General features: G+C 70.2%; 21 protein-coding genes. 9 read left to right on the plus strand and 12 right to left on the minus strand.

The genetic code is table 11. The annotated features are described in order from the left end of the window. Positions 1–318 precede the first annotated feature (318 nt). The 4 genes from ABZX79_RS25980 to ABZX79_RS25995 form a co-directional block, all read right to left on the minus strand. A complete protein-coding gene (locus tag ABZX79_RS25980) occupies positions 319–2,019 on the minus strand; it encodes a methylmalonyl-CoA mutase family protein (RefSeq protein ID WP_355262318.1) in 1,701 nt (566 codons plus the stop codon). 97 nt (positions 2,020–2,116) lie between these two features. Then, the gene (locus tag ABZX79_RS25985; protein WP_355262321.1) at positions 2,117–2,443 is read right to left on the minus strand and encodes a DUF3817 domain-containing protein; all 327 of its coding nucleotides are present in this window, start codon (positions 2,441–2,443) and stop codon (positions 2,117–2,119) included. Positions 2,444–2,565: 122 nt separating this feature from the next. Continuing rightward, a complete protein-coding gene (locus ABZX79_RS25990; RefSeq protein WP_355262324.1) occupies positions 2,566–3,075 on the minus strand; it encodes a MarR family transcriptional regulator in 510 nt (169 codons plus the stop codon). A gap of 10 nt (positions 3,076–3,085) precedes the next feature. Beyond that, positions 3,086–4,387: an MFS transporter gene (locus ABZX79_RS25995; protein ID WP_355262327.1), complete on the minus strand. Its 1,302-nt coding sequence runs from the start codon at positions 4,385–4,387 to the stop codon at positions 3,086–3,088. Between the two features lie 89 nt (positions 4,388–4,476). On the opposite strand from ABZX79_RS25995, the gene ABZX79_RS26000 reads away from it, so the two are divergent. Both ABZX79_RS26000 and ABZX79_RS26005 read left to right on the plus strand, forming a co-directional pair. Then, positions 4,477–5,469: a DUF5937 family protein gene (locus ABZX79_RS26000; protein ID WP_355262330.1), complete on the plus strand. Its 993-nt coding sequence runs from the start codon at positions 4,477–4,479 to the stop codon at positions 5,467–5,469. A gap of 309 nt (positions 5,470–5,778) precedes the next feature. Further along, a complete protein-coding gene (locus ABZX79_RS26005) occupies positions 5,779–6,810 on the plus strand; it encodes a glycoside hydrolase family 6 protein (RefSeq protein WP_355262333.1) in 1,032 nt (343 codons plus the stop codon). 10 nt (positions 6,811–6,820) lie between these two features. Here the strand turns inward: ABZX79_RS26005 and ABZX79_RS26010 are convergent, their stop codons facing one another. The 4 genes from ABZX79_RS26010 to ABZX79_RS26025 form a co-directional block, all read right to left on the minus strand. Continuing rightward, positions 6,821–8,776 carry a galactose oxidase-like domain-containing protein gene (locus ABZX79_RS26010; RefSeq protein WP_355262336.1) on the minus strand — a complete coding sequence of 652 codons (1,956 nt, stop codon included), beginning with the start codon at positions 8,774–8,776 and terminating at the stop codon, positions 6,821–6,823. Between the two features lie 3 nt (positions 8,777–8,779). Next, complete coding sequence (locus ABZX79_RS26015; RefSeq protein WP_355262338.1) at positions 8,780–10,597, minus strand: cellulose synthase catalytic subunit; 1,818 nt, start codon at positions 10,595–10,597, stop codon at positions 8,780–8,782. Positions 10,598–10,742: 145 nt separating this feature from the next. After that, entirely contained in the window at positions 10,743–11,036 is a 294-nt protein-coding gene (locus ABZX79_RS26020) for an MTH1187 family thiamine-binding protein (protein WP_214899393.1), read from the minus strand. Then, on the minus strand, positions 11,033–11,377 hold the full coding sequence (locus tag ABZX79_RS26025; RefSeq protein ID WP_355262341.1) for a DUF3817 domain-containing protein: 345 nt from the start codon (positions 11,375–11,377) through the stop codon (positions 11,033–11,035). Before ABZX79_RS26025 ends, ABZX79_RS26020 begins: the two co-directional genes overlap by 4 nt. Positions 11,378–11,509: 132 nt before the next feature. Here ABZX79_RS26025 and ABZX79_RS26030 point away from each other — a divergent pair, with 132 nt between their 5' ends. The 4 genes from ABZX79_RS26030 (at position 11,510) to ABZX79_RS26045 (ending at position 14,171) form a co-directional block, all read left to right on the plus strand. Further along, on the plus strand, positions 11,510–12,148 hold the full coding sequence (locus ABZX79_RS26030) for an AIM24 family protein (RefSeq protein WP_069926880.1): 639 nt from the start codon (positions 11,510–11,512) through the stop codon (positions 12,146–12,148). Next, positions 12,148–12,798: an AIM24 family protein gene (locus ABZX79_RS26035; RefSeq protein ID WP_215136840.1), complete on the plus strand. Its 651-nt coding sequence runs from the start codon at positions 12,148–12,150 to the stop codon at positions 12,796–12,798. The genes ABZX79_RS26030 and ABZX79_RS26035 overlap by 1 nt, the downstream gene beginning before the upstream one ends. Continuing rightward, complete coding sequence (locus ABZX79_RS26040) at positions 12,795–13,586, plus strand: AIM24 family protein (RefSeq protein WP_355262345.1); 792 nt, start codon at positions 12,795–12,797, stop codon at positions 13,584–13,586. Before ABZX79_RS26035 ends, ABZX79_RS26040 begins: the two co-directional genes overlap by 4 nt. 108 nt (positions 13,587–13,694) lie before the next feature. Then, positions 13,695–14,171 (plus strand): MarR family transcriptional regulator, encoded by a 477-nt coding sequence (locus tag ABZX79_RS26045; RefSeq protein WP_355262348.1) that lies wholly within the window; start codon positions 13,695–13,697, stop codon positions 14,169–14,171. A 157-nt stretch (positions 14,172–14,328) separates the two neighbouring features. Here the strand turns inward: ABZX79_RS26045 and ABZX79_RS26050 are convergent, their stop codons facing one another. Both ABZX79_RS26050 and ABZX79_RS26055 read right to left on the minus strand, forming a co-directional pair. Further along, on the minus strand, positions 14,329–15,747 hold the full coding sequence (locus ABZX79_RS26050) for a HAMP domain-containing sensor histidine kinase (RefSeq protein ID WP_355262351.1): 1,419 nt from the start codon (positions 15,745–15,747) through the stop codon (positions 14,329–14,331). Further along, positions 15,744–16,406: a response regulator transcription factor gene (locus ABZX79_RS26055; protein WP_355262354.1), complete on the minus strand. Its 663-nt coding sequence runs from the start codon at positions 16,404–16,406 to the stop codon at positions 15,744–15,746. The genes ABZX79_RS26050 and ABZX79_RS26055 overlap by 4 nt, the downstream gene beginning before the upstream one ends. Positions 16,407–16,521: 115 nt before the next feature. Here ABZX79_RS26055 and ABZX79_RS26060 point away from each other — a divergent pair, with 115 nt between their 5' ends. Then, a complete protein-coding gene (locus tag ABZX79_RS26060) occupies positions 16,522–17,061 on the plus strand; it encodes a PepSY domain-containing protein (protein WP_355262357.1) in 540 nt (179 codons plus the stop codon). A gap of 221 nt (positions 17,062–17,282) precedes the next feature. Here the strand turns inward: ABZX79_RS26060 and meaB are convergent, their stop codons facing one another. Both meaB and ABZX79_RS26070 read right to left on the minus strand, forming a co-directional pair. Further along, on the minus strand, positions 17,283–18,239 hold the full coding sequence (gene meaB / locus ABZX79_RS26065) for a methylmalonyl Co-A mutase-associated GTPase MeaB (RefSeq protein ID WP_355262360.1): 957 nt from the start codon (positions 18,237–18,239) through the stop codon (positions 17,283–17,285). Positions 18,240–18,286: 47 nt separating this feature from the next. After that, complete coding sequence (locus tag ABZX79_RS26070) at positions 18,287–19,489, minus strand: acetyl-CoA C-acetyltransferase (protein WP_355262363.1); 1,203 nt, start codon at positions 19,487–19,489, stop codon at positions 18,287–18,289. A gap of 136 nt (positions 19,490–19,625) precedes the next feature. Here ABZX79_RS26070 and mce point away from each other — a divergent pair, with 136 nt between their 5' ends. After that, positions 19,626–20,066: a methylmalonyl-CoA epimerase gene (mce, locus tag ABZX79_RS26075; protein WP_355262366.1), complete on the plus strand. Its 441-nt coding sequence runs from the start codon at positions 19,626–19,628 to the stop codon at positions 20,064–20,066. A 201-nt stretch (positions 20,067–20,267) separates the two neighbouring features. Next, positions 20,268–24,437: a polarized growth protein Scy gene (scy, locus tag ABZX79_RS26080; RefSeq protein ID WP_355262373.1), complete on the plus strand. Its 4,170-nt coding sequence runs from the start codon at positions 20,268–20,270 to the stop codon at positions 24,435–24,437. Positions 24,438–24,537: the final 100 nt, after the last annotated feature.

Consider the following 24,537-nt stretch of genomic DNA (forward strand, 5'->3'; position numbering starts at 1 on the left):
TCGCACCAGCGGCCGTCGCCGCACCCGCTGAGACTGGGGCCGCACCGCCCCCTCAACCTGCCGCGCCCCACCCACCGAGCCCGCCGGTCGGCAACGAAACAGCAGCCACTCCCCGGACCTCCCCGTGGGCTCCCCCCGGGGGCCGCCCCCCAGAAGCATTGCGGCGGAGGTTCGCCGGTCAAGGGTTAAGCGCAGCGCAATCGCCGCAGGCGACGCGACGTAGGAGCGCCCTTGAGGGGCGGGCCTCCGGCGCCACCCTCCGAAAAGGCGGCCCCCATCGCAGAAGCAACCAACGCCCCAGGCCGCCCGAAGCCCCCCTCAGAACCCCGGCGGCTCCGTGTAGACCCCCCACTCGTCCCGCAGTACGCCACAGATCTCGCCCAGGGTCGCTTCCGCTCGTACCGCCGTCAGCATGGGCTCGATCATGTTCGAGCCGTCGCGCGCCGCCGCCAGCATCGCGTCCAGCGATGCCCGTACCTTCGCGTCGTCCCGCGCAGCCTTACGTTCCACCAAGGTCCGCACCTGCACGCGCTCCACCTCGTGGCTAACCCGCAGAATCTCCAGGTCACCCGTCACCGACCCGTGGTGGCAGTTCACGCCCACCACCCGCTTGTCGCCCTTCTCCACCGACCGCTGGTACTGGAACGCCGACTCGGCGATCTCGCCCGTGAACCAGCCGTCCTCGATCCCGCGCAGGATCCCCGACGTCATCGGACCGATCGGATGGCGTCCATCCGCATGCGCCCGCGTCCCCCGCTCCTTGATCTGGTCGAAGATCTTCTCCGCGTCCGCCTCAATGCGGTCCGTCAGCTGCTCGACGTACCAAGAGCCGCCCAGCGGGTCCGCCACATTCGCGACGCCCGTCTCCTCCATCAGCACCTGCTGCGTCCGCAGCGCGATCTCCGCCGCCTGCTCGCTCGGCAGGGCGAGGGTCTCGTCCAGGGCGTTGGTGTGGAGGGAGTTCGTGCCGCCAAGCACCGCCGCCAAGGCCTCCACCGCCGTACGCACCACGTTGTTGTACGGCTGCTGCGCGGTCAGCGAGACGCCCGCCGTCTGCGTGTGGAACCGCAGCCACTGCGCCTTGTCCGTCTGCGCGCCGTACACCTCCTTCATCCACCGCGCCCAGATCCTCCTCGCCGCGCGGAACTTCGCGATCTCCTCGAAGAAGTCCACATGCGCGTCGAAGAAGAAGGAGAGGCCCGGCGCGAAGTGGTCCACGTCCATGCCCCGGCTGAGCCCCAGCTCGACGTAACCGAAACCGTCCGCCAGCGTGTACGCCAGCTCCTGCGCGGCCGTCGCCCCCGCCTCGCGGATGTGGTAACCGGAGACCGACAGCGGCTTGTACGCGGGGATCGAGCGCGCGCAGTGCTCCATCAGGTCGCCGATCAGGCGCAGATGCGGCTCCGGCTGGAACAGCCACTCCTTCTGCGCGATGTACTCCTTGAAGATGTCCGTCTGGAGCGTGCCGTTCAGCAAGGCGGGGTCCACGCCCTGGCGCTCCGCCGCCACGATGTACATGCAGAAGACAGGGACGGCCGGGCCGCTGATCGTCATCGACGTCGTCACGTCACCCAGCGGGATGTCCTTGAACAGGACCTCCATGTCGGCGGCGGAGTCGATGGCGACACCGCAGTGACCGACCTCGCCGAGCGCCTTCGGCTCGTCGGAGTCCCGGCCCATCAGCGTCGGCATGTCGAAGGCGACCGACAGCCCGCCGCCGCCGTTCGCCAGGATCATCTTGTAGCGCTCGTTCGTCTGCTCGGCATTGCCGAAGCCGGCGAACTGGCGGATGGTCCACGTCCGGCCGCGGTAGCCGGTCGGGTGCAGGCCGCGGGTGAAGGGGTACTCCCCGGGCCACCCGATCCGCTCGAAGCCCTCGTACGTGTCGCCGGGTCGCGGGCCGTACGCGGGGTCGACCGGGTCTCCGGAGAGCGTGGTGAAGTCCGCGTCGCGCTTGCGGGCCTTGTCGTAACGGGCCTGCCAGCGGCGGCGGCCTTCCTCAATCGCTTCAGCGTCCATACCTTCGAATTTACTAGGACGTCCTAGTAAATGTCGATGGCTGACCGCCACAAGCCACGCTTGTGGCGGTCAGAATCCGGTCAGAAGCGGTGAAAGATCAGGCCTTCGCCGGCGCCGGGCGCGCGTCCGTGATCAGCAGACGGGCCTCGCGGGTGATCTTCGGCTCGACAAAGAACGAGGCCAGAGGGATGCAGCCGGCCGCCAGCACCCACAGCAGCTTGCCGAACGGCCACTTCGCCTTGGTGCCGAGATCGAAGGCGAAGACGACGTAGATGATGAACAGCACACCGTGGATCTGCGAGATCAGCATGGTGTCGCCGGCCTGGAATCCGTACTTCGCGACGATCGCCACGGTGAACACCAGCAGCCACACGGCGGTGATGTACGCCATCACCCGGTATCGGGACAGCACATTCGACTTCATGGCGTCGAGCGTAGCGGGGCAGGACGGGCGATCTTCGCGCGGGTTGCCGCTTCTCGCCCGTTTCGTCTCGTCGCCTACTGCTCCCCGAAGCCGTGCGCCTGCTTCCGCTCGAAGCCGTGCGCCTACTTCTCCTCGAAGTCGTGCGCCGCCACCCGCAGCGGCCGCAGCATCGCGAAGATCTCCGCGCACTCCTCGGCGTCGTACGCGCTCAGCCCGAAGTCCATCGCCATCAGGTCGCGCGTCGCCGCCTCCACCACCTCGCGGCCCTTCTCGGTGATCGAGGCGAGCGTGCCGCGGCCGTCGTTCGGGTTCGGGCGCTTGTCGACGAGGCCGGACTTCACCAGCCGGTCGACGGTGTTCGTGACGGACGTCGGGTGGACCATCAGCCGCTCGCCGATCTTGGACATCGGCAGCTCGCCCTGCTTGGAGAAGGTGAGCAGCACCAGCGCCTCGTACCGTGCGAAGGTCAGCCCGTACGGCTTGACGACGGCGTCGACCTCGGCCAGCAGGATCTGGTGCGCGCGCATGATCGAGGTGATCGCGGCCATCGAGGGGATGGGTCCCCAGCGCTGCTGCCAGAGTTTGTCGGCTCTGGCGATGGGATCGAACGGGAGGCTGAGCGGCTTCGGCACGTCGTCGACCTTACCGGCCGGTCATATCGCGAACATCCCCGTCTCGCGCTTCGGTCGCTTTCGATCCGCTGCTGCCGCCCTCGCGGACTTCGGTACGCCGGATCTCCGCCAGCAGCACCAGCACAGAACCCGTCCCCACGATCCCGAAGCCGGCCACGACCTGGTGTACGGGAAAGAACTCCGCTGCCGCGCCCGCGACCGCCATCCCCACCCCCTGGACCGTCATCATGCCCGCCGTCATCACGGTCATGGCGCGCCCGCGCAGTTCCTCCGGCACGGCTTGGACGAACCACTGGTCCAGGCCCAGCGTGTACGCCGATGCCAGCCCCGTCAGTACCAGCGCGAGCACCGCGAGCGGCACCCCGGGGCGTACGGCATACAGCGCCAGCGGCAGCAGGCACACCGCCGCCACCGGTACGACGATCCGCTCCCGGGTGCGGGGGCCGAGCACCGAGCCGGCCCAGACCTCCCCCGCGATGTGCCCCACCGGCATCGCGCACATCAGCAGCCCCACTGCGGCGGTGCCGACGCCGATCTGGTCGGCGTACGGCGCGGCCAGCGCTTCCGGAGCCACGACGAACATCGGCGGCACCCAGAACATCAGCATCAGCGCACGGACCCGGCGGTGGGCGAACACCGCGCGGGCGCCGGCGAGCGAGTCGCCCAGCAGGGTGGCGCCGCCGCCCCGGCTGCCGACGCGGGCGGGGCGGCGCCTGGTCCCGAGCCGCAGCACCACAGCCGAGCCGAGGAAGGTCGCGACGGTGATCCCGATGGCCGCCCGCGCGGGCATCAGCGCGAGCAGCACCCCGCCCGCGCCGAACCCGACGAGCAGCGCGCTCTGCGACACGATGCGCAGGAGTGATCGCCCGAGGACGAAGAGGTCGCCGTCGCCGAGGATGTCGGCGAGGGTCGCGATCCGGGTGCCGTTGAACACGGGCGAGACGGCGGCGACCGCGCAGCGCAGGGCCAGCAGCGCGGCGACAGGGGTGGCGGGCAGCACCATCAGGGCGGCGCAGCCGGCGCAGATCAGGTCGCAGACGACGAGCACGCGCCGGGCGGGGTAGCGGTCGGCGACCCCGGCGAGGAGCGTGCCGCCGACGAGGTAGGGGAGGAAGCCGACCGCGAACGCGAGCGCGCTCATGAGTGGGGAGCCGGTGAGGTCGTACACGAGGACGGTGAGCGAGATCTCGCAGACGACGACGCCGAGGAGGGACATCAGGTGCGCGGCGAAGACGGCCCGGAACTCCCGGACCCGGAAGACGGCGCCGTATCCCGACGGTGGCATCGGTTGCTCAAGGGGCATCGGTGGCATGGAGGGAGCCTGGCCGGGGCCCGGCGGCGTCCATAGACTTTCGGCTGCCGCCGAATGTTGTGGCCGGACCGGGACCGTACGGGAGAGCCATGGCGTACCGACTGCACTTCAGCGAAGCCGATCTGCTCCGCTGCCGGTTCGCTGTCTCGCCGCTCTGGGAGACCCAGGAGGCGGTACGGACGCTCGCGCGGCCCGAGCGGCACGGCTACCAACTGCCCTGGCTGCGCCGCATCCGCGAGGCCACCGCCGGTCTCGACCTCACGCCGCTGTGGCTGCTGATGCCGCAGCGCGGGCACACCCCGGACTGTCTCGGGCCGCCGCCGATCGGGCCGTCGGCCACCTTCGAGGAGGAGATCGCGGCCGTACGGGCGGCCGATCCGGTGGCCGCGCGGGAGGACATCGCGCAGTCGCTGGCGTGTACGCCGGGAGCGCCGGACAGCCCGGCGGGGCGGGCGATGCTCGCGGACCCGGCGCGCGCCGTGCGGGAGATGGCCGAGCTGCTGGAGCGGGCGTGGCGCGCCCTGGTGGAGCCGGACTGGCCTCGGCTGCGCGCGCTGCTGGAGGCGGATGTGGCGTTCCATTCGCGGCGGCTGGCGGAGGTGGGCCTGGAGGGGCTGCTGGGGGAGCTGAACCCGCGGCTCGCGTGGTCGGGCGACGGCCGCGCGCTCACGCTCACGATCGACCGGCCCGGCGAGCACGAGCGGACGCTCGGTGGCCAGGGGCTGGTGCTGATGCCGAGCGTGTTCTGCTGGCCGGAGGTGGTGAGCGGTTTCGACCCGCCGTGGCAGCCGACCGTCGCGTATCCGGCGCGCGGGATCGGCGGGCTGTGGACGCGGGCGGCGGAGCGTACGCCGGAGTCGCTGGCGCGGTTGCTGGGGCGGGGGCGGGCGGATGTGCTGTGCGCGCTGGACGAACCGGCGTCGACGTCTGCGCTGGCGCACGGGTTGGGGCTGGCGCGGTCGACGGTGTCGGAGCATTTGTCGGTGCTGCGGGGTTCGGGGCTGGTGGTGTCGCGCCGGTACGGCCACCAGGTGCTGTACGAGCGCACGCCGCTGGGTATCGCGCTGTCGGCAGCACCGTAGCTGGGGCTCCGCCCCAGACCCCGCTCCTCAAACGCCGGAGGGGCTGGATAGTGCCGCGTTGCGGCAACCTTCAGCCCGTCCGGCGTTTGAGGACACGCCCGAAGGGCGTCTGTGCGTCTGGGGGCTGGGGCTTGCCCCAGTTACGGGAAGGGGCGGGTAGGGGAACAGCGCCGCAGGCAACCCGCACCGCACCCGCACCCCACCCCTCCGCCCCGCACCGGCCGGTGTCGCAGCCCGAGGCGATATGCGCACTATGCAACGATTGCCCGGTCCACCTAGTCGCCCAGTCGAACCGTCCAAGGGGGCTGGATGTCCGGCCGCAGACCGACCCGCTCGCTCACCGCCGCAGCCATCGCCGTCCTCGCGCTCACCACCGCCGGCTGCTCCAGCAGTTCCGGGTCGGAGGCTGGACCTCGGCCGGAGGGATCCGCCGCGCCGGCGAACCAGGCCCAGAACCGCGACTCCTCCCCCTACTGGGTCGACCCGGAAAGCGACGCCGCCCGCCAGGTCAAGGCCTGGGACGCCCAGGGCCGCACCGCCGACGCCGACATTCTGCGGCGTATCTCCGAGCGCCCGGTCGCCGACTGGCCCGCCGGGGACGACCCGGCCCCCGGCATCAGGAACGCCGTACGCGGCGCCGCCAAGGACGGCAGCACCCTCGTACTCGTCGCGTACAACATCCCGCACCGCGACTGCGGCCAGCACTCCGCCGGCGGCGCCGCCGACGGCGACACCTACCGCCGCTGGATCGGCTCGTTCGCCGACAGCATCGGCTCCGCCCCGGCCATCGTCATCCTCGAACCCGACGCCGTACCCCACATCGTGGACGGCTGCACCCCGCCCGAAGAGCACGACGAGCGCACCGAACTCCTCTCCGAAGCCGTCGACCGGCTCAAACAGCAGCCGAAGACCAAGGTGTACGTCGACGCCGGCAATCCCGCCTGGATCGACGACCCCGGCAAGCTCGTCGAGCCCCTCAAGCGGGCCGGTGTCGACCGGGCCGACGGCATCTCGCTCAACGTCTCCAACTTCCAGACGGACGACGCCGTCAAAGCGTTCGGCGCCCAGCTCTCCACCCTCCTCGGCGGCACCCACTTCGTGATCGACAGCAGCCGCAACGGCAACGGCCCGCTCTCCGGCGGCCGCACCGACGCCTGGTGCAACCCCACCGGCCGCGCCCTCGGTACGCCGCCCAGCGACCGCACCGGCGTCCCACTGCTCGACGCGTACCTGTGGATCAAGCGGCCGGGCGACTCGGACGGCGAGTGCCGCGGCGGCCCGGCGGCCGGCACCTGGTGGCCGGATTACGCCCTCGGCCTCGCCCGCCGCGCCAAGGCCTGAGTCAGCAAACTCACCGCACGTGGATCCACTTCGCCTCCGACGGCGTCCCCTCGCTGTCCGTGACGAAGAGCATGTACCAGCCGGGCGGCACCAGCGACTTGTCGCCCGGCACCTCCACCGTCACCTCGCCCCTGCCCTTCTTCAGTCCGAGCTCGATCGAGCGCTGCTCGACATCCGTCGTATGCGTGACCGCGCTCGGCCGCATCAGCCTGGCCCGCGCGATCCGCTCCGGATGCGCGGTCTTGTACGTCGCCCTCCCCGACGCGCCCAGCTCGCGCGGCCCCGCACCCAGCGCCGGACGCAGCGCCTTGTCCCGGAAGAGGTACGGCGGCGTATAGACCTCCATCCGCTGCTCGAACTTGCCGAGCTTGGTGTTGTCCTTGTCGCCGAACAACGAATCCGATCCGAAGGTCACCACCCGGCCGTCCGGCAGCAGCAACGCCTCGGAGTGGTAGTTGCGGCCCACCGTCGGATCGGCCGCCTCCTTGAAGGCGTTCGTCTTCGGGTCGTAGAACTGCGCCTTGAGGATGTTGCTGGCGCCGCGGCCCCGGTAGTCCGTCGAGCCACCGCTGGTGAAAATGGTGTCGTCCGGCATGATCACGCTGTTCAAGTACCTTGTCCCCTGCGGGAGTTGCGGACCGCGCTCGAACACCGGACTTTCCTCGTCCAGGTCGATGATCGCCGTACGGCCGGTCGCCTTGTCCGACTCGCCGACTCCCCCGCCCCCCAGGATCATCACCCGCTGGTCCTGCGCGGGCGGCAGCACCAGTGAGGCGGCGGTCTCCGTCTGGTCGAGATCCGTAAGCCCGCCGACCTTCTTGAAGGTGTTCTTCTCCAGGTCCCAGATGCCGGGCTCGCGGCCCTTGTCGGCCGGCCCGTAGCCGGCGTTCGCCCCGGAGTAAAAGAGCTTGCCGCCCTTGGTGAGGAAGAGCGCCGGGTACGTCGGGAAGTACCGGAAGGGCGCCTTCGACCACTTCTTCGTCTTCGGGTCGTAGTACTCGTTGTCGCCCGCGAGGATCGCGCCGACGTCGTCGAGCCCGGAGACGGCGAGCACCTTGCCGTCCTGGAGGGTGACCAGCGTCGGATACCAGCGCGCCTCCTTCATCGGGTCGACGGGTATGTACTTCTCCGCCTTCGGGTCGAACTCGTACGCCGCCCTGATCCCCTGGAAGTCCTGCTTGTCCATGGTTATCGCTTCGGCGAGCCCGTACGCGTTGTCGGCGTCCTCCCCCTTCAGCCCTTCTATCTCGTACTGCGCGGACTGCTTCGTGACAGCCTTCGGCCCGTCCTCCACCGCCTCGACGAAGACCCGTGCCTCCGCTGCCTTGACCGTGGTCTTCCAGGGCAGCATGCGCCCGCTCTTGGCGTACGAGATCTTGAAGTCCCGCTTGGCCTTCGGCACGGTCACGTCGAACTTCGACACGTACACCACTCCGGACGGCGAGCGGAACCGGGTGCCTTTCTTGAAGGTGATGGCCTTGTCCGGGTTCTCGTTCTTGACGCGCATTCCGCCGCCGGCCCGCATGACCTTGTCGCCCAGCACCTCGTAGCGCGCGGTGCCGCCCGCCACCAGCAGTCGTCCGTCGGGGAGTTGGGCGTGCCCGGCGCAGAAGAAGTCCTCGGGGGTGGGGACCAGCTTGAAGGAGTTGTCCTTCGGGTCCCACAGGACGGTCTCGAAGGTGCCCTCGTCGAACTTCTCCTCCTCGTTGCCCGAGCCCGCGATGATGAGCACTTTCCCGCTGTTGAGCAGGGCCGCGTGAATCGCGTTCGTACGGTATTCCTCCGGAATGTCGACGGTCGACCAGGACCCGTACTGCGCCTTGTAGCCCGGCTGGGCGATCTTGTACGCGTGGTACTTCTCCTCGGCGAAGGTCAGCGCCGCCGGCGCGTTGAGCCCGGCGAGCACGACGACAGCTCCGCCGCCCAGCAGCGTCTTCTTGAACTTCTTCGTCGGCCGGTAGGCCATGGGTCAGTTCCCTCCGGTCGTCGTGGCGAACGCGGGCTCCGGCTCCTCACCCGGCACGGTGCTGCCGGCCCCCGCCGCCTTGGCGGGCCTGACGGCCTTGGCCGCGGCGCGGCGCTCCCGCGCCGAGGTCCAGCACCACACAGCGACCGGCGAGAGCGCGATGACCAGCGCCAGTACGGCCCAGGTGCGCATCGCCGCATGCGTGTGACCGAGGTGGAAGGAGGCGATCAGGGAGCCGATCAGCACAGCCGCCCAGAACAGATGGATGCGGAAGGTCAGCAGCCGGTCGGGGCTCGCCTCGCCGCCCTTGGGCGTGACCACGAACCTGCCCCGGGTGCGCAGCACAGCCGAGCCCAGCGACTTGGCGTAGATCGGCGCGCAGAGCGCGGACATCGCCATGCCGGCCAGACCGCCCGAGCCTTCCGGCTCGTGCGGCGAGACATTGTGCCGCCTGTTCCACAGATACAGCCCGATCTGGAGGGCCGCCGCGTCGCTGTAGAGCATCAGCCACACCGACGACGACACCTGGGTGCCGGAGGCCCCGAACCACAGGAACAGGACGCAGCTGAGGATGCCGAGCAGCCAGTTGACGGCGGTCATCGGGTAGTAGACGAGCATCAGCGAGTACGTGAGGAGCCGGCCCGGCGGCACCCGCAGCGGCGCCTTCCAGAACTGCTTGAACAGCGTCTCGTACGTCCCGCGCGACCACCGCAGCTGCTGGGTGAAGAAGTCGGTCCAGGAGGCCGGGCCCTCTCCGACCGCCAGCACGTCCGGGGTGTAGACGGACCGCCAGAACCGCCCGGTCTCGCGGTTCTTCCTGCGGTGCAGCTCGAAGCCGGTGGCCATGTCCTCGGTGATGGAGTCGTACAGGCCGCCGACCTGCTTGAGGGCCTTGACGCGTACGACGTTGTTGGTGCCGACGAACATGGGCGCGCCATAGCGGTTGCCGGCGCGCTGGATCAGGGCGTGGAAAAGGAACTGCTGCGACTCCGCGGCCTTGGTGACGCCCTTCTCGTAGTTGCCGTACACCTGCGGCCCGACGACGAAGGCGATGTCCGGGTCACGGAAGTAACCGAGCATCCGCTCCAGGAAGTTGGGGAGCGGCACATGGTCGGTGTCGACGGAGGCGAAGAAGTCGTAGGCGTCGCCGTGCATGGCCAGCCAGGCGTTGTAGTTGCCGTGCTTGGTCTTCGCCCGGTGCGGGCCCTTCTTGGTGTTCCACTCCGGTACGCCGTTGCGCGTGAAGTGGCGTACGCCCAACTCCGCGCAGAGTGCCCGGGCCTGCTCGTCGTTGCCCTCGTCGAGGAGCCAGATGTCGAGCGGCCCGTCGTGCCGGAGCCCGACCGCGCCTTCGAGCGTGGCCCGTACCATGGAGAGGGCTTCCTTGCCCGGTACGTACGTCGTGAGGAACGCGACCCGGGTTCCCGGCTCGGGTGGCACCGGCACCGGGTCCCTGGCGACCATCGTGGCGTGTGCGATCGACACCACGTTGACCAGCATGAAGAACATGATCAGGCCGATCGAGACCAGCATCACCCGGTCCAGCTGGATCAGCCAGCGGTCGCCACCCTCGCGTTCGGTCCAGTGGGTGGGCCAGACGAGGTAGACCAGCAGGAGCGCCGAGAGCAGCGGAGCCAGCGTCATCAGCAGGACGGCGCGTATTCGGTGCGGTTCCTGCGCCATCAGACTCCGGTACTGAACCCGGTACGCGCCGGTGCCAGGATCGGTCATCGGCCCGGCGAGCCGGCTGTGGGTGTCGTAGTCGTAGCCGTCCGGCCGCACTGTGCCTCCCGCAGTCGAGGGCGTTCGATACCCCCACATAAGGGGACATTTGGCGGCGTGTCGAACCGGGTCGTCCGAGCGGGCGGTTTTTGGCGTCCGGCCGTTTGAACGACGAAGCCCCCGACCGCGCCATGGCGGTGGGGGGCTGTCGGCACATCAGGTCACGACATGACCGGGCGCCGGATCAGGCACCCAGATGGCGCTCCACCGTCTCGACCTTGGAGGTCAGGCCGTCGGTGACACCGGGCCGGATGTCGGCCTTCAGGACCAGCGACACCCGCGGGGCGCGGGCCTCGACGGCGGCGACGGCGCGCTTGACGACGTCCATCACCTCGTCCCACTCACCCTCGATCGAGGTGAACATCGCGTCGGTACGGTTCGGCAGCCCGGACTCCCGGACCACGCGCACCGCGTCGGCGACGTACTCCCCGACGTCCTCGCCCACCCCCAGTGGGCTGACGGAGAAGGCGACGATCATCCCTTGACCACGCTCTCCTGGCGGGCGCGGCCGGCGATGACCGCGTCCTCGGCCTCACGCTTGAGGCGCTTGTCGGCGAAGAAGCCGCCGGTCGGCAGGACGGACATGACGAAGTAGAAGACGGCGGTCTTCAGCGGCCACTTGGTCCGGTTCCAGGCGTCGGCCCAGAAGAGGACGTACAGGATGAAGAGCACACCGTGGATCGCACCCATGACGGGGACCGCGTTGAATTCCGTCGTGCGCTTGAGCACCGAGCAGACGAGCAGCAGCAGGAAGGAGACCGCCTCGGGTGCGGAAACCAGGCGGAGGCGGCGGAGTGCGGAAGCGGTCTTGATGTCCACGGAGGGGCAACCTTCGTCGTCGCGGAAACTGTCATTGATCTTGTGAACGCGTGCACAAGCTCGCACCCCATTGTGGCAGCCCCCTCCTCCTGCCCTTTATCAGGGTCGGGGTCACGGGATACCGTCACTCACGTGGCTCAGTTCCGACTCCAAGGCAGCAAGGTGCTCGCCGTCGACATGACCGGCGACGCCGTCAAAGCTAAAAACGGCTCGATGGTCGCGTACGACGGCCAGATGGCCTTCAAGAAGATGTCCGGCGGCGGTGAGGGCGTGCGCGGCATGGTGACCCGCCGCCTGACCGGTGAGCAGATGACCGTGATGGAGGTGAAGGGCCACGGCACGTGCTATTTCGCCGACCGGGCGAGCGAGATCAACCTCGTCTCTCTCCACGGCGACAAGCTGTACGTCGAATCCAGCAATCTCCTGTGTACGGACGCGGGCCTGCGCACCGGCACCTCCTTCACCGGGCTGCGCGGCGGCGCGACCGGCAACGGCCTGTTCACCACGACCGTGGAAGGCACCGGCCAGGCGGCGATCATGTCGGACGGCCCGGCGGTCGTCCTGCGCGTCTCGGCCCAGTACCCACTCCAGGTGGACCCCGGCGCGTACATCGCCCACCAGGGCAACCTCCAGCAGCACTTCCAGTCGGGCGTCAACTTCCGCACGCTCATCGGCGAGGGCTCGGGCGAGGCGTTCCAGATCCGTTTCGAGGGCGAGGGTCTCGTCTACGTGCAGCCGAGCGAGCGCAACACCGTCGGGGGCGACGTCTGATGCCGTTCCGCGAGATCAACTCCCGCATGGTCGAGGCGCGGGTCGCGCCCGGCCAGAAGATGTTCAGCCAGCGCGGCGCGATGCTGGCGTACCAGGGCGACGTCTCCTTCACGCCGAACATCCAGGGCGGCCAGGGCGGTGTGATGTCCATGATCGGCCGCCGGGTCGCGAACGAGTCGACCCCGCTCATGACGGTCGAGGGCTCCGGGACGGTCATGTTCGGTCACGGGGGCCACCACATCCAGGTGATCAACCTCACCGGCGACACCCTCTGCGTCGAGGCGGACCGCCTCCTCGCCTTTGACGGAACCCTCACCCAGGGCACGATGTTCATGGGCTCCCAGGGCGGCGTCATGGGCATGGTGCGCGGCCAGGTGACCGGCCAGGGCCTGTTCACCACCACGCTCAAGGGCCACGGCGCGGTGGCGGTCATGGCGCACGGCGGAGTGATCGAGATCCCCATCACACCCCAGCGGCCGATTCACGTCGACCCGCAGGCGTACGTCGCGCACCACGGCGACGTACGCAACAAGCTCTCCACCGCCCTCGGCTGGCGCGACATGGTGGGGCGCGGTTCGGGCGAGGCGTTCCAGCTGGAGCTGTCCGGCAGCGGCGCGGTGTACGTACAGGCCTCGGAGGAAAAGCTATGACGACCCCCATGCCCGCAGGCCATGTCGTCTTCGACCCGCACACGCTCCCGTCCGACGACAACGTCAATCCGTACACCTTCTGCGTGGAGCTCAAGGGGAGCCAGTGGTTCCTGCAGAAGGGGAAGATGATCGCCTATTACGGGCGCATCGACTTCAACGGCATCGGCCACGGCCGCTTCGACCGCCTCCTGCGCACCAGCTTCCACTCGCCGCTGCACGCGAGCGACTGGGTGGTGGCGGAGGGCCAGGGCAAGATGCTGCTCGCGGACCGCGCCTTCGACGTCAACAGCTTCGACCTCGACAACGGCAACCTCACGATCCGCTCCGGCAACCTTCTGGCGTACGAACCGACGCTCGCGCTCAAGCAGTCGATCGTCCCCGGCTTCCTCACCCTCATCGGTACCGGAAAGTTCGTGGCGGCGTCGAACGGCCCGGTGGTCTTCATGGAGCCGCCGATCCGCGTGGACCCGCAGGCCCTGGTGGGCTGGGCGGACTGCCCGTCCCCGTGCCACCACTACGACCACCAGTACATGGCGGGCGTCATGGGCGGGATCAGGTCACTGACCGGCATCGGCGGTACGTCGGGCGAGGAGCACCAGTTCGAGTTCGTCGGGGCCGGCACCGTGCTGCTCCAGTCCACCGAACTCCTCATGGCCGAGCAGGCCACGGGCGCCGTCCCGTCCCAGGCGGGGGTGCCCGGCGGGCATGGTGGGGGGCAGGGTCAGCAGGGGGGCGCACCGCGTCTTCCCGGTCAGCTGGGGGACCTCACGCGTCGCTTCGGGCTGTGAGCGGTAGTCTGCGGAGTGTGACGTCGAACGTCTGCACCCTTGTTGGGTGCCGAGCGTCACATTCCGTAGACTTCGTCCAGCATTCAACTTCTTAGGTAGAATCCATACATGGAGACCGAGACGGCCACCCCCTGGCTGACCGATGCCGAACAGTGCGCCTGGCGGACCTACCTGGACGCCAACAGGCTGCTGACCTATCAGCTCGAAAAGGATCTTCAGCCGTACGGGCTGACGATCAACGACTACGAGATCCTGGTCAATCTTTCGGAGTCGCAGGAGCGCCGGCTGCGGATGAGCGACCTGGCGGCAGCCACCCTCCAGTCCAAGAGCCGGCTCTCCCACCAGATCACCCGCATGGAGAACGCGGGACTGGTCCGCAGGGAGAACTGCGAATCCGACCGCCGCGGCCTGTACGCCGTACTCACGGACCAGGGCAGCGAAACGATGAAGCAGGTCGCTCCGCACCACGTGGAATCCGTACGCCGGCACTTCATCGGCATGCTGTCCCCCGAGGCACTGGCCGACATGAAGGCCGCCCTCACCCCGGTGGTCGAGCAGCTCCGAGGCCGACGAGGAAAAATCTAGGCCGCCGCAGCCGGCAGCCGCAACGTGAAGAGAGCACCGCCGCCCGACCACTCCCCACGCGCCCCTCGCACCACTCGGCCCCAGAGGGCCTCCCGGGCTTCGAGCCGCTGCGCCGGACTCCGTCCGTCGGCACGGATGCCGCACCGGGTCGCCAACGTCAACAATCAGCCGAGACAGCCGCAGCCGGCAGTCGCAACGTGAAGAGAGCACCGCCGCCCTCTCCTTCACCCACACTCAACGAGCCACCGTGCCGCGTCGCCACATCGCGGGCGATCGCCAGCCCCAGTCCCGCGCCACCGTCGTCGCGGGTTCGGGCGTCGTCGAGTCGTACGAACCGCTCAAAAATCCGCTCGCGCTCCCCCACCGGCACCCCCGCACCATCGTCGGCGACCTCAACCATCACAGCACCACCCACGCCCCGCAACCGGATTTCGACCGAACTCCTCGCGTGCCGCTGCGCGTTGTCGAGCAGGTTGCCGAGCACCCGCGCCAACTGCCCGCGCGAACCGGCCACGTCGAACACGCCCGAGCCCTTGACGACCACAGGCACCCGGTCGGCAGTCCGCTGCGAGACCTCCTCCCGCACCAGCGCACCCAGGTCCACGCGCGCCCGCCCCGGCCGCTCCCCCGCGTCCAGCCGCGCCAGCAGCAACAGATCCGCGGCCAGCCCCTGGAGCCGTACGGTGTCCCGCACCGCGCCCTCCACATCGAGCAGCTCCGGATGCGCGGCGCCCACCTCCAGTTGCGTCCGCAGCGAGGCGATCGGGCTCCGCAGCTCATGCGAGGCATCGGCGACGAACCGCCGCTGCCGCTCCACGGAAGCCTCCAGCGCCGCCAGCGTCTCATTGGTGGTCACGGCCAGCCGCGCCACCTCGTCATGCGCGTCGGGCTCCGGCACCCGCCGCGACAGATCCTCGGAGGCGGTGATCGCGGCCATCTCGCGCCTGATCCCCTCCACGGGCCGCAGCGCCCGCCGCGTCACCAGCCAGGTCACCCCGCCCACCACCACGAGCAGCGCCGGCAGCCCGATCAGCATGGCCTCCCGCACCGTCCCGACGGCGTCCTGCTCGGCGGCCAGCGGCGCACCGGCGTACACCGTGACGGTCTGCCCCCGGGGCGTCGTCGCCTCAACCGCGGCGAACCGGTAGTCGGCCCGCTCGCCATCCACCGTCGCGCTCCCCGACGACAGCCGGGGCTCGTCGCTCGACACTTCCCCCCGCCCGGGGTCGTCATCGTCGTCGTCCTCGCCCGACCCACCGCCGCCGACCCGGACCTCGGGACTCCCCGCCCCCTCGATCGCCTCCAGGTCCTCGCTCACGGCCAGCACCTGTCCGTCATCGCCCACGACCTGCACCGGCACGTCGTCAGGCCACTCCACACCCCCGTACGGGCGCCCCACAGCCACCTGCGAGGCGACATTCTGGGCGTCGACCTCGGCCTGGAGGTCGGCCTGGTCGATCAGATTCGCCCGCAGCACCAGCAGCACGGCCAGCCCGGCCGCCACCAGCGCCACCGCGACGACCACGGTCGCCCCGAGCGCCGCCCTGGCCCGTACGGACCCGAAGAGCCGCCTCATCCCGCCACCAGCCGATACCCGGCACCGCGCACCGTCTGAATCCGGCGGGCGCCGAGCTTGCGCCGCAGGGCGCTCACGTACACCTCGACGATGTTCGGATCGCCGTCGTACGCGAAGTCCCACACATGCTCCAGGATCTGCGCCTTGCTGACGACGTCACCGGCCCGTACCGCGAACTGCTCCAGCACGGCGAACTCCTTGGCGGTGAGCACGACTTCGTCCTCACCCGCGTACACCCGCCGACTGCCGGTATCCATCCGCAGATCCCCCACAACGACCACCGGCGAGGCCCCGGCGCTCGCCCGCCGCCGCAGCAGAGCCTTGACCCGTGCGACGAGCACCACGTACGAGAACGGCTTGGTCAAATAGTCATCCGCGCCCGTATCGAGCCCCTCCGCCTCGTCGTACTCCCCGTCCTTCGCCGTCAGCATCAGAATCGGCACGTCATTCCCGGCGGCCCGCAACGCCGCACACACCCGATAACCGTTCATGCCGGGCAGCATGATGTCGAGAAGGACGAGATCGTACGAGCCCTCCCCGGCCCGGTGCAGCCCTTCGAGCCCGTCGTGCACCACGTCCACGGCGAAGCCCTCGGCGGTGAGCCCCTTGGCCAGGGCCACCGCGAGCCGCCTCTCGTCCTCCACGATCAACAAGCGCATGCGCCCAGGTTCGCAAACCGAACCTGAAGAAGCCTTCAGCAGGCTTCAGCCAGCCTTCAGCATCCCTCAGCAAGCATTGATCCCCGTAGCAACCAACCGCTCGGGAGGAACCCTCATGAAGCGCAAGCTCGTCATTGCCACCGCCGCTGCGGCCCTGCTCATCGGCGGCGGCACGGCCACGGCGTTCGCCACCTCGGCCGACGACACGAAGCCGGCGCCGAGCACGCACACGATCACCCTCGAAGAGGCGAAGACGGCGGCCGTCAACTCCACACCGGGCACGGTCACCGGCGCCGAACTCGACGACGACGAGCCCGTCTGGGAGATGGACGTCTTCGGCAAGGACACGAAGTGGCACGACGTCGACGTGGACGCCAAGACGGCAAAGGTAGTGAGCACCCACACGGACAACGACGACCGTGACCGCGCTCCGCAGAACACGAAGGTCACCCTGACCGAGGCGGCCGCAGCAGCCCTCAAGGCGCAGCCGGGCACGCTGACGTCCGTCGACCTGGACGACGACGAGGGCTCCCACGCCTGGGAGGTCGAAATCCACGGCAAGGACGGCAAGCACCACGAGCTGAACGTCAACACCACGACGGCGAAGGTGACCGCGGACCGGGACGACGCGGACGACGACAACGACGCCGACTAGCCGTCCCGCACCCCGGTCCTCAATCGCCGGACGGCAAGGACGACCCGCACTCCACCCACCGGCGTGAGGGGGCGGGACGCGCAGGGGGTGGTGTTCGGGACGTAAAGCGTGATTTGTGGGCAGGGCGCGGGCTTCGCGATTCGGCACCGTATCGCGCCTAAATCATGCAGTCCCGAACACCGCCCCCGGAGCGGCCCGCCCCCGCCCCACAGCCGACCCGCCTACGCCTCCGTAATCCCCGCCACCAGCTCATCCGCCGCCGCATATGGATCAAGCTCCCCCGCAACGATCCGCTCCGCCAGCGCCCCCAGCCGCCGGTCACCCCGCAGGTCACCGATCCGCTCCCGCAGCGCGGTAACGGCGATCGTCTCGACCTCGTGCGAGGCCCGCTTCGCCCGCCGCTCGGACAGCACCCCGCGCTCCTCCATCCACGCCCGGTGCTTCTCCAGCGCCTCGACGACCTCGTCGATCCCCTCGCCCCGCGCCGCCACCGTCTTCACGATCGGCGGCCGCCAGTCGCCCGGCCCCCGGGACTCCCCGAGCCCCAGCATGTGGTTGAGCTCCCGCGCGGTCGCGTCGGCCCCGTCCCGGTCGGCCTTGTTCACGACGTACACGTCACCGATCTCCAGGATCCCCGCCTTCGCGGCCTGGATCCCGTCCCCCATCCCCGGCGCCAGCAGCACCACAGACGTATCCGCCTGCGAGGCGATCTCCACCTCCGACTGCCCGACCCCCACCGTCTCGACCAGCACCACGTCACACCCGGCCGCATCCAGCACCCGAATGGCCTGCGGCGCCGCCCACGCGAGCCCGCCCAGATGCCCGCGCGTGGCCATGGACCGGATGTAAACCCCCGGGTCCGACGCGTGCTCGGACATCCGCACCCGGTCCCCCAGCAGCGCCCCGCCACTGAACGGCGACGACGGGTCCACCGCCAGCACCCCGACCCGCTTCCCGGCCCGCCGGTACGCCGATACCAGCGCCGAAGTGGACGTGGACTTACCGACCCCCGGCGACCCCGTAAGGCCCACCACATACGCGTTGCCGGCCAGCGGAGCCAGCGCCGCCATCACCTCACGCAGTTGCGGGGACGCCCCCTCGACCAGCGAGATCAGCCGGGCAACGGCACGCGGCCGGCCCTCTCGCGCCTGAGCCACCAGCTCGGGGACGTCCTGCATCACAACTCCGCTCCTCGATCAAGCACTACGGAAGGGTTACGTGCGCGTCAGTTGCCCGCGACCTTGATGATCAGCGCATCACCCTGGCCGCCACCACCACACAGCGCGGCAGCGCCCACGCCGCCGCCCCGCCGCTTCAGCTCAAGGGCGAGGTGCAGCACAACCCGCGCACCGGACATCCCGATCGGATGCCCCAGGGCAATCGCACCACCATTGACGTTCACCTTTTCCGGGGACACCCCGAGGTCCTTCATTGACTGGACCGCAACCGCCGCGAAAGCCTCATTGATCTCAATGAGGTCGAGGTCCTCAACCCCGATCCCTTCCTTGCCCAGCGCGTGCGCGATCGCGTTCGAGGGCTGCGACTGGAGGGAATTGTCAGGGCCCGCCACGTTCCCGTGCGCCCCGATCTCGGCGATCCACTCAAGCCCGAGAGCCTCAGCCTTGGCCTTGCTCATCACGACCACAGCGGCCGCACCGTCAGAGATTTGCGAGGCGGTCCCGGCGGTGATCGTCCCGTCCTTCGCGAAGGCGGGCCGCAGCTTCCCCAGCGACTCCGCCGTCGTCTCCGGCCGGATCCCCTCGTCCTTCGAGAAAAGAACCGGGTCGCCCTTGCGCTGCGGGATCTCGATGGGCGTGATCTCCGCCTCGAAGAGCCCGTTCTTCTGCGCGGCGGCGGCCCGCTGGTGCGACTGCGCGGCGAACTCGTCCTGCGGCCCGCGGGCGATCCCGAGCCGGGTGTTGTGCTTCTCGGTCGACTCCCCCATCGCGATGCCTTCGAAGGAGTCGGTCAGCCCGTCGTGGGCCATGGAGTCGAGCATCTCGATCGCGCCGTACTTGAAGCCGTCACGGGACTTCGGCAGCACGTGAGGAGCGTTGGTCATGGACTCCTGTCCACCGGCCACCACCACGTCGAACTCACCGGCGCGGATCAGCTGATCGGCCAGGGCGATCGCGTCGAGCCCGGACAGACAGACCTTGTTGATGGTCAGAGCGGGCACGGCCATGGGAATGCCGGCCTTCACAGCCGCCTGCCGAGCCGGGATCTGCCCGGCGCCCGCCTGCAGCACCTGGCCCATGATCACGTACTGGACCTGGTCACCGCCGATGCCGGCCCGTTCCAGGGCGGCCTTGATGGCGAACCCGCCGAGGTCCGCGCCGGAGAAGGACTTCAGAGAGCCGAGCAGTCGGCCCATGGGCGTACGGGCACCAGCGACGATGACTGACGTAGTGCGGTTCGTTCCAGGCATGAGGCACGGCCCCTTGGGATGAGGAGTGAACGAGGGTTTACCTCAATGTACTGAGCGGTACGGGCCCGGTCACCGGGCAGCGAGTGTGATCGCGCGCACGTTGCGTAACCACCACCAATAGCGCTGCACTGGACCCATGCTGACGCGAATCGACCACATCGGAATCGCCTGTTTCGACCTCGACAAGACCATCGAGTTCTATCGCTCGACCTATGGCTTCCAGGTGTACCACTCGGAGGTCAACGAGGAGCAGGGCGTACGTGAGGCCATGCTCAAGATCAACGAGACGTCCGACGGCGGAGCCACCTATCTCCAGCTCCTGGAGCCCACCCGCGAGGACTCCGCGGTCGGAAAGTGGCTGGCCAAGAACGGTGAGGGGGTCCACCACATCGCCTTCGGGACACCGGACGTGGACGCCGACGCGGCAGACATCCGCGACAAGGGCGTACGGGTCCTCTACGACGAGCCGCGCATCGGCTCCATGGGGTCCCGCATCACCTTCCTGCACCCCAAGGACTGCCACGGCGTACTGACAGAACTGGTCACTTCGGCCCACTCCTCCCCCCCGGAGCACTGACCGGAACACAGTCCCCCGTATTCCACGCCGGTAGAGTGGGCGGTTCCGGTCCGGGGCCGGACCGGGGTCGGACCGGGGGCTGTGACCCATGCCTCACTGTTGATCTGAGACCATTCCCCCCGGGGGCCGCCCGTTTGTCGGGGCGGTGCTTGTTCGGAGTTTTCGGAAGAGTTGCGACCAGGGGACGGATGGGACCGCGCAGTGCGGGGCTACGAACGCCAGGAGAGCCAACAGCGGGGTGAGACCGACCATCTCTCGCGGTTCGAAGCCGAGATGGAGCGGCTGAAGACCGAGCGGGAGAAGGCGGTTCAGCACGCCGAGGACCTCGGCTACCAGGTCGAGGTGTTGCGCGCCAAGCTCCACGAGGCGCGCCGCAACCTCGCGTCCCGGCCTGCCTACGACGCGGCGGACATCGGCTACCAGGCCGAGCAGTTGCTCCGTAATGCCCAGATTCAGGCCGATCAGCTGCGCACCGACGCCGAGCGCGAACTGCGCGACGCCCGGGCGCAGACGCAGCGGATCCTCCAGGAGCACGCCGAGCACCAGGCAAGGCTCCAGGCCGAGTTGCACACGGAGGCGGTCACCCGCCGCCAGCGGCTCGACCAGGAGCTCTCCGAGCGCCGGCAGACCGTCGAGGCGCACGTCAACGAGAACGTGGCGTGGGCCGAACAGCTCCGCGCCCGTACCGAGTCGCAGGCCCGCAGGCTCCTGGAGGAGTCCCGCGCCGAGGCCGAGCAGGCCCTGGCCGCCGCCCGCGCCGAGGCCGAGCGGGTCACCCAGGAGGCCCGCCAGCGCCTCGGCTCCGAGGCGGAGAACGCCCGCGCCGAGGCTGAAGCGATTTTGCTGCGCGCCCGCAAGGACGCCGAGCGCCTGCTGAACGCCGCCTCGAACCAGGCGCAGGAGGCGACGACCCACGCCGAGCAGCTTCGTACGTCGACGACCGCCGAGTCCGAGCAGGCGCGTCGGCAGGCGGCCGAGCTGAGCCGCACCGCCGAGCAGCGGATGCAGGAGGCCGAGACGGCGCTGCGCGAGGCGCGCGCCGAGGCCGAGAAGGTCCTCACCGAGGCCAAGGACGCGGCGGCCAAGCAGCTGACCACGGCCGAGTCCGTCAATGAGCAGCGCACGCGTACGGCCAAGTCCGAGATCGCGCGGCTGGTCGGCGAGGCCACGAAGGACGCCGAGGCGCTGAAGGCGGAGGCCGAGCAGGCCCGTGCCGACGCCGTCGCCGAGGCCGAGCGGCTGGTGGCCGAGGCCGCCGAGAAGGCCCGTACGGTCGCCGCCGAGGATTCGGCGGCCGCGCTGGCCAAGGCCGCCCGTACCGCCGAAGAGGTCCTGACCAAGGCGTCCAACGACGCCAAGGAGACCACCCGCAAGGCGTCCGAGGAGGCCGAGCGGATCCGCCGCGAGGCCGAGGCGGAGATCGAGCGGCTGCGCAGCGAGGCGGCGGCCCAGGCCGACCAGCTCAAGGGCGCGGCGAAGGACGACACCAAGGAGTACCGGGCCAAGACGGTCGAGCTGCAGGAGGAGGCGCGCAGGCTGCGCGGCGAGGCCGAGCAGCTGCGGTCCGAGGCGGTCGCCGAGGGCGAGCGGATCCGCGGCGAGGCCCGCCGCGAGGCCGTCCAGCAGATCGAGGAGGCGGCCAGGACCGCCGAGGAGCTCCTGACCAAGGCGCGGGGCGACGCGGACGAGCTGCGTACGTCCGCCTCCGCCGAGAGCGAGCGCGTACGCGGCGAGGCCATCGAGCGCGCCACGACGCTGCGCAAGCAGGCCGAGGAGACCCTGGAGCGCACCCGCGCCGAGGCCGACCGGCTGCGTACGGAGGCCGAGGAGCAGGCGGCGAGCACCACCGCCGACGCCGAGGAGGCCGCCCGCGCCCTGCGCGAGGAGGCCGAGCGCGCCATCGCGGCCCGCCAGGCGGAGGCCACCGCGGAACTGACCCGGCTGCACACCGAGGCCGAGCAGCGCGTCACCGCCGCCGAGAAGGCGCTGGGCGACGCGCGGACCGAGGCCGAGCGGCTGCGCCGGGAGGCCGGCGAGGAGATCGAGCGGCTGCGGACCGAAGCGGCCGAGCGGGTACGTACGCTCCAGGCGCAGGCCGAGACGGAGGCGGAGCGGCTGCGGGACGAGGCTGCCGCCGACGCGTCGCAGTCGCGCGCCGAGGGTGAGGCCGTCGCCGTACGGCTGCGCAGTGAGGCGTCGAACGAGGCCGAGCGGCTCAAGTCGGAGGCGCAGGAGAGCGCGGACCGGATCCGTGCGGAGGCCGCGGCCGCGGCCGAGCGCGTCGGGAACGAGGCAGCCGAGGCGCTGACCGCCGCCCAGGAGGAGGCCGCGAGGCGCCGCCGGGAGGCCGAGGAGACGCTGGCCGCCGCCCGCGAGGAGGCCGAGCGGGAGCGTACGACGGCCCGTGAGCAGAGCGAGGAGCTGCTGGCGTCCGCCCGCAAGCGGGTCGAGGACGCGCAGACCGAGGCGCAGCGCCTGGTCCAGGAGGCGGACTACCGGGCGACCGAGCTGGTCGCGGCCGCCGAGCAGACGGCGCAGCAGGTACGGGAATCGGTCGCCGGGCTGCACGAGCAGGCCGAGGAGGAGATCGCCGGGCTGCGCAGCGCCGCCGAGCACGTGGCGGAGCGTACGAAGAGCGAGGCGCAGGAGGAGGCGGACCGGCTCCGCGCCGACGCGTACGAGGAGCGGGAGCGGGCCACCGAGGACGCGAACCGGCTGCGCCGGCAGGCGCGGGAGGAGACGGACGCCGCGAAGGCGCTCGCGGAGCGCACGGTCGGGGACGCGATCACGGAGGCGGAGCGGCTGCGTTCCGAGTCCTCGGAGTACGCCCAGAGGCTTCGCACGGAGGCGTCCGACGCGCTGGCTTCGGCCGAGCAGGACGCGGCCCGTTCGCGCGCCGAGGCCCGTGAGGACGCGAACCGCATCCGCAACGAGGCGGCGGCGCAGGCGGACCGGCTGGTCGGCGAGGCGACGGGCGAGGCCGAGCGCATGGCGGCCGAGGCCGTGCAGTCGCTGACGGCGGCCGGGCAGGACGCGGCGCGGATGCGGGCCGAGGCGGAGCAGATCAAGGCGGACGGTGAGGCCGGGGCCGAGCGGCTGCGGGCCGAGGCGCGCGAGGAGGGCGAGCGGGTTCTCGACGAGGCGCGCAAGGCGGCCGACAAGCGGCGCGGCGACGCGGCCTCCCAGGCGGACAAACTCGTCTCCGAGGCGAGCGGCGAGGCGGACAAGCTGGTCGCCGACGCGAACGCCGAAGCGGAGCGGCTGCGCGCGGAGGCCGAGCGGGTGCACGCCGAGGCGCGGACGGAGTCCGACCGGATCCTGGACGAGGCGCGCGAGGCCGCCGACAAGCGGCGCGGCGACGCGGCGGCGCAGGCCGATCAGCTCATCGCCGAGGCGAGCGGCGAGGCCGAGCGGCTGCGCGCGGAGGCCGCCGAGATGGTGGGCTCCGCCCAGCAGGCGGCGGAGCGCATCAGGGCCGAGGCCCAGAAGGTCAAGGCGGACGCCGAGGAAGCGGCGGAGCGGATGCGCGGCGACGCCCGCACCGAGGCGGACCGGCTGCTCGACGAGGCCCGTCAGGCGGCGTCCAAGCGCCGCTCGGACGCCGCCGAGCAGGCCGACCAGCTGATGGCCAAGGCCCAGGAGGAGGCGCTGCTCGCCGCGACACGGGCGGAGGAGCAGGCCGACACGATGGTCGGCGCGGCCCGCAAGGAGGCCGAGCGGCTGGTGTCGGAGTCGACGGTCGAGGGCAACTCCCTGGTGGAGAAGGCCCGTACGGACGCCGACGAGCTGCTGGTCGGTGCCCGCAGGGACGCGACCGCCATAAGGGAGCGGGCGGAGGAGCTGCGTACCCGCATCGAGAGCGAGATCGAGGAGCTGCACGAGCGGGCCCGCCGGGAGACGTCCGAGCAGCTGCGGACGGCGGGCGAGCGTGTCGACAAGCTCGTGAAGGCGGCGACGGAGCAGCAGGCCGAGGCCGAGGCGAAGGCGAAGGCGATGATCTCCGAGGCGAGTTCGGAGGCGGCCAAGGTCCGGCTCGGCGCGGTGAAGAAGGCCGAGGCGCTGCTCAAGGAGGCCGAGCGGAAGAAGGCCGACCTGGTACGGGAGGGCGAGCGGGTGCACGCCGAGGCCACGGCCGAGGCGGCGCGCATGGTCGAGGAGGGCCAGCGCGAACTCGATGTGCTGGTACGCCGCCGGGAGGACATTCAGGCTGAAATCTCCCGTGTCCAGGACGTACTTGAGGCGTTGGAGTCCTTTGAGGCACCTTCCGGGGGCGGCAAGACGGCATCGAACAGCGGGTCCGGGGCAGGCGGGGTCAAAGCGGGCGCCGCGGCGGGCGCAACCCGTTCGGGTGGCAAGTCATCCGACGGTTAGCCACTCAAAAGGGGTGTCATTCTCCAGATCAAACGGGCATTGACTCGATGACACGCCGCTTAGGCCCCTAGGATTCCCCCTAACACCTCACCGGTCACAT

Origin of the sequence: Streptomyces sp. NPDC002994, from assembly GCF_040611155.1 — a bacterium.
GTDB lineage: Bacteria > Actinomycetota > Actinomycetes > Streptomycetales > Streptomycetaceae > Streptomyces.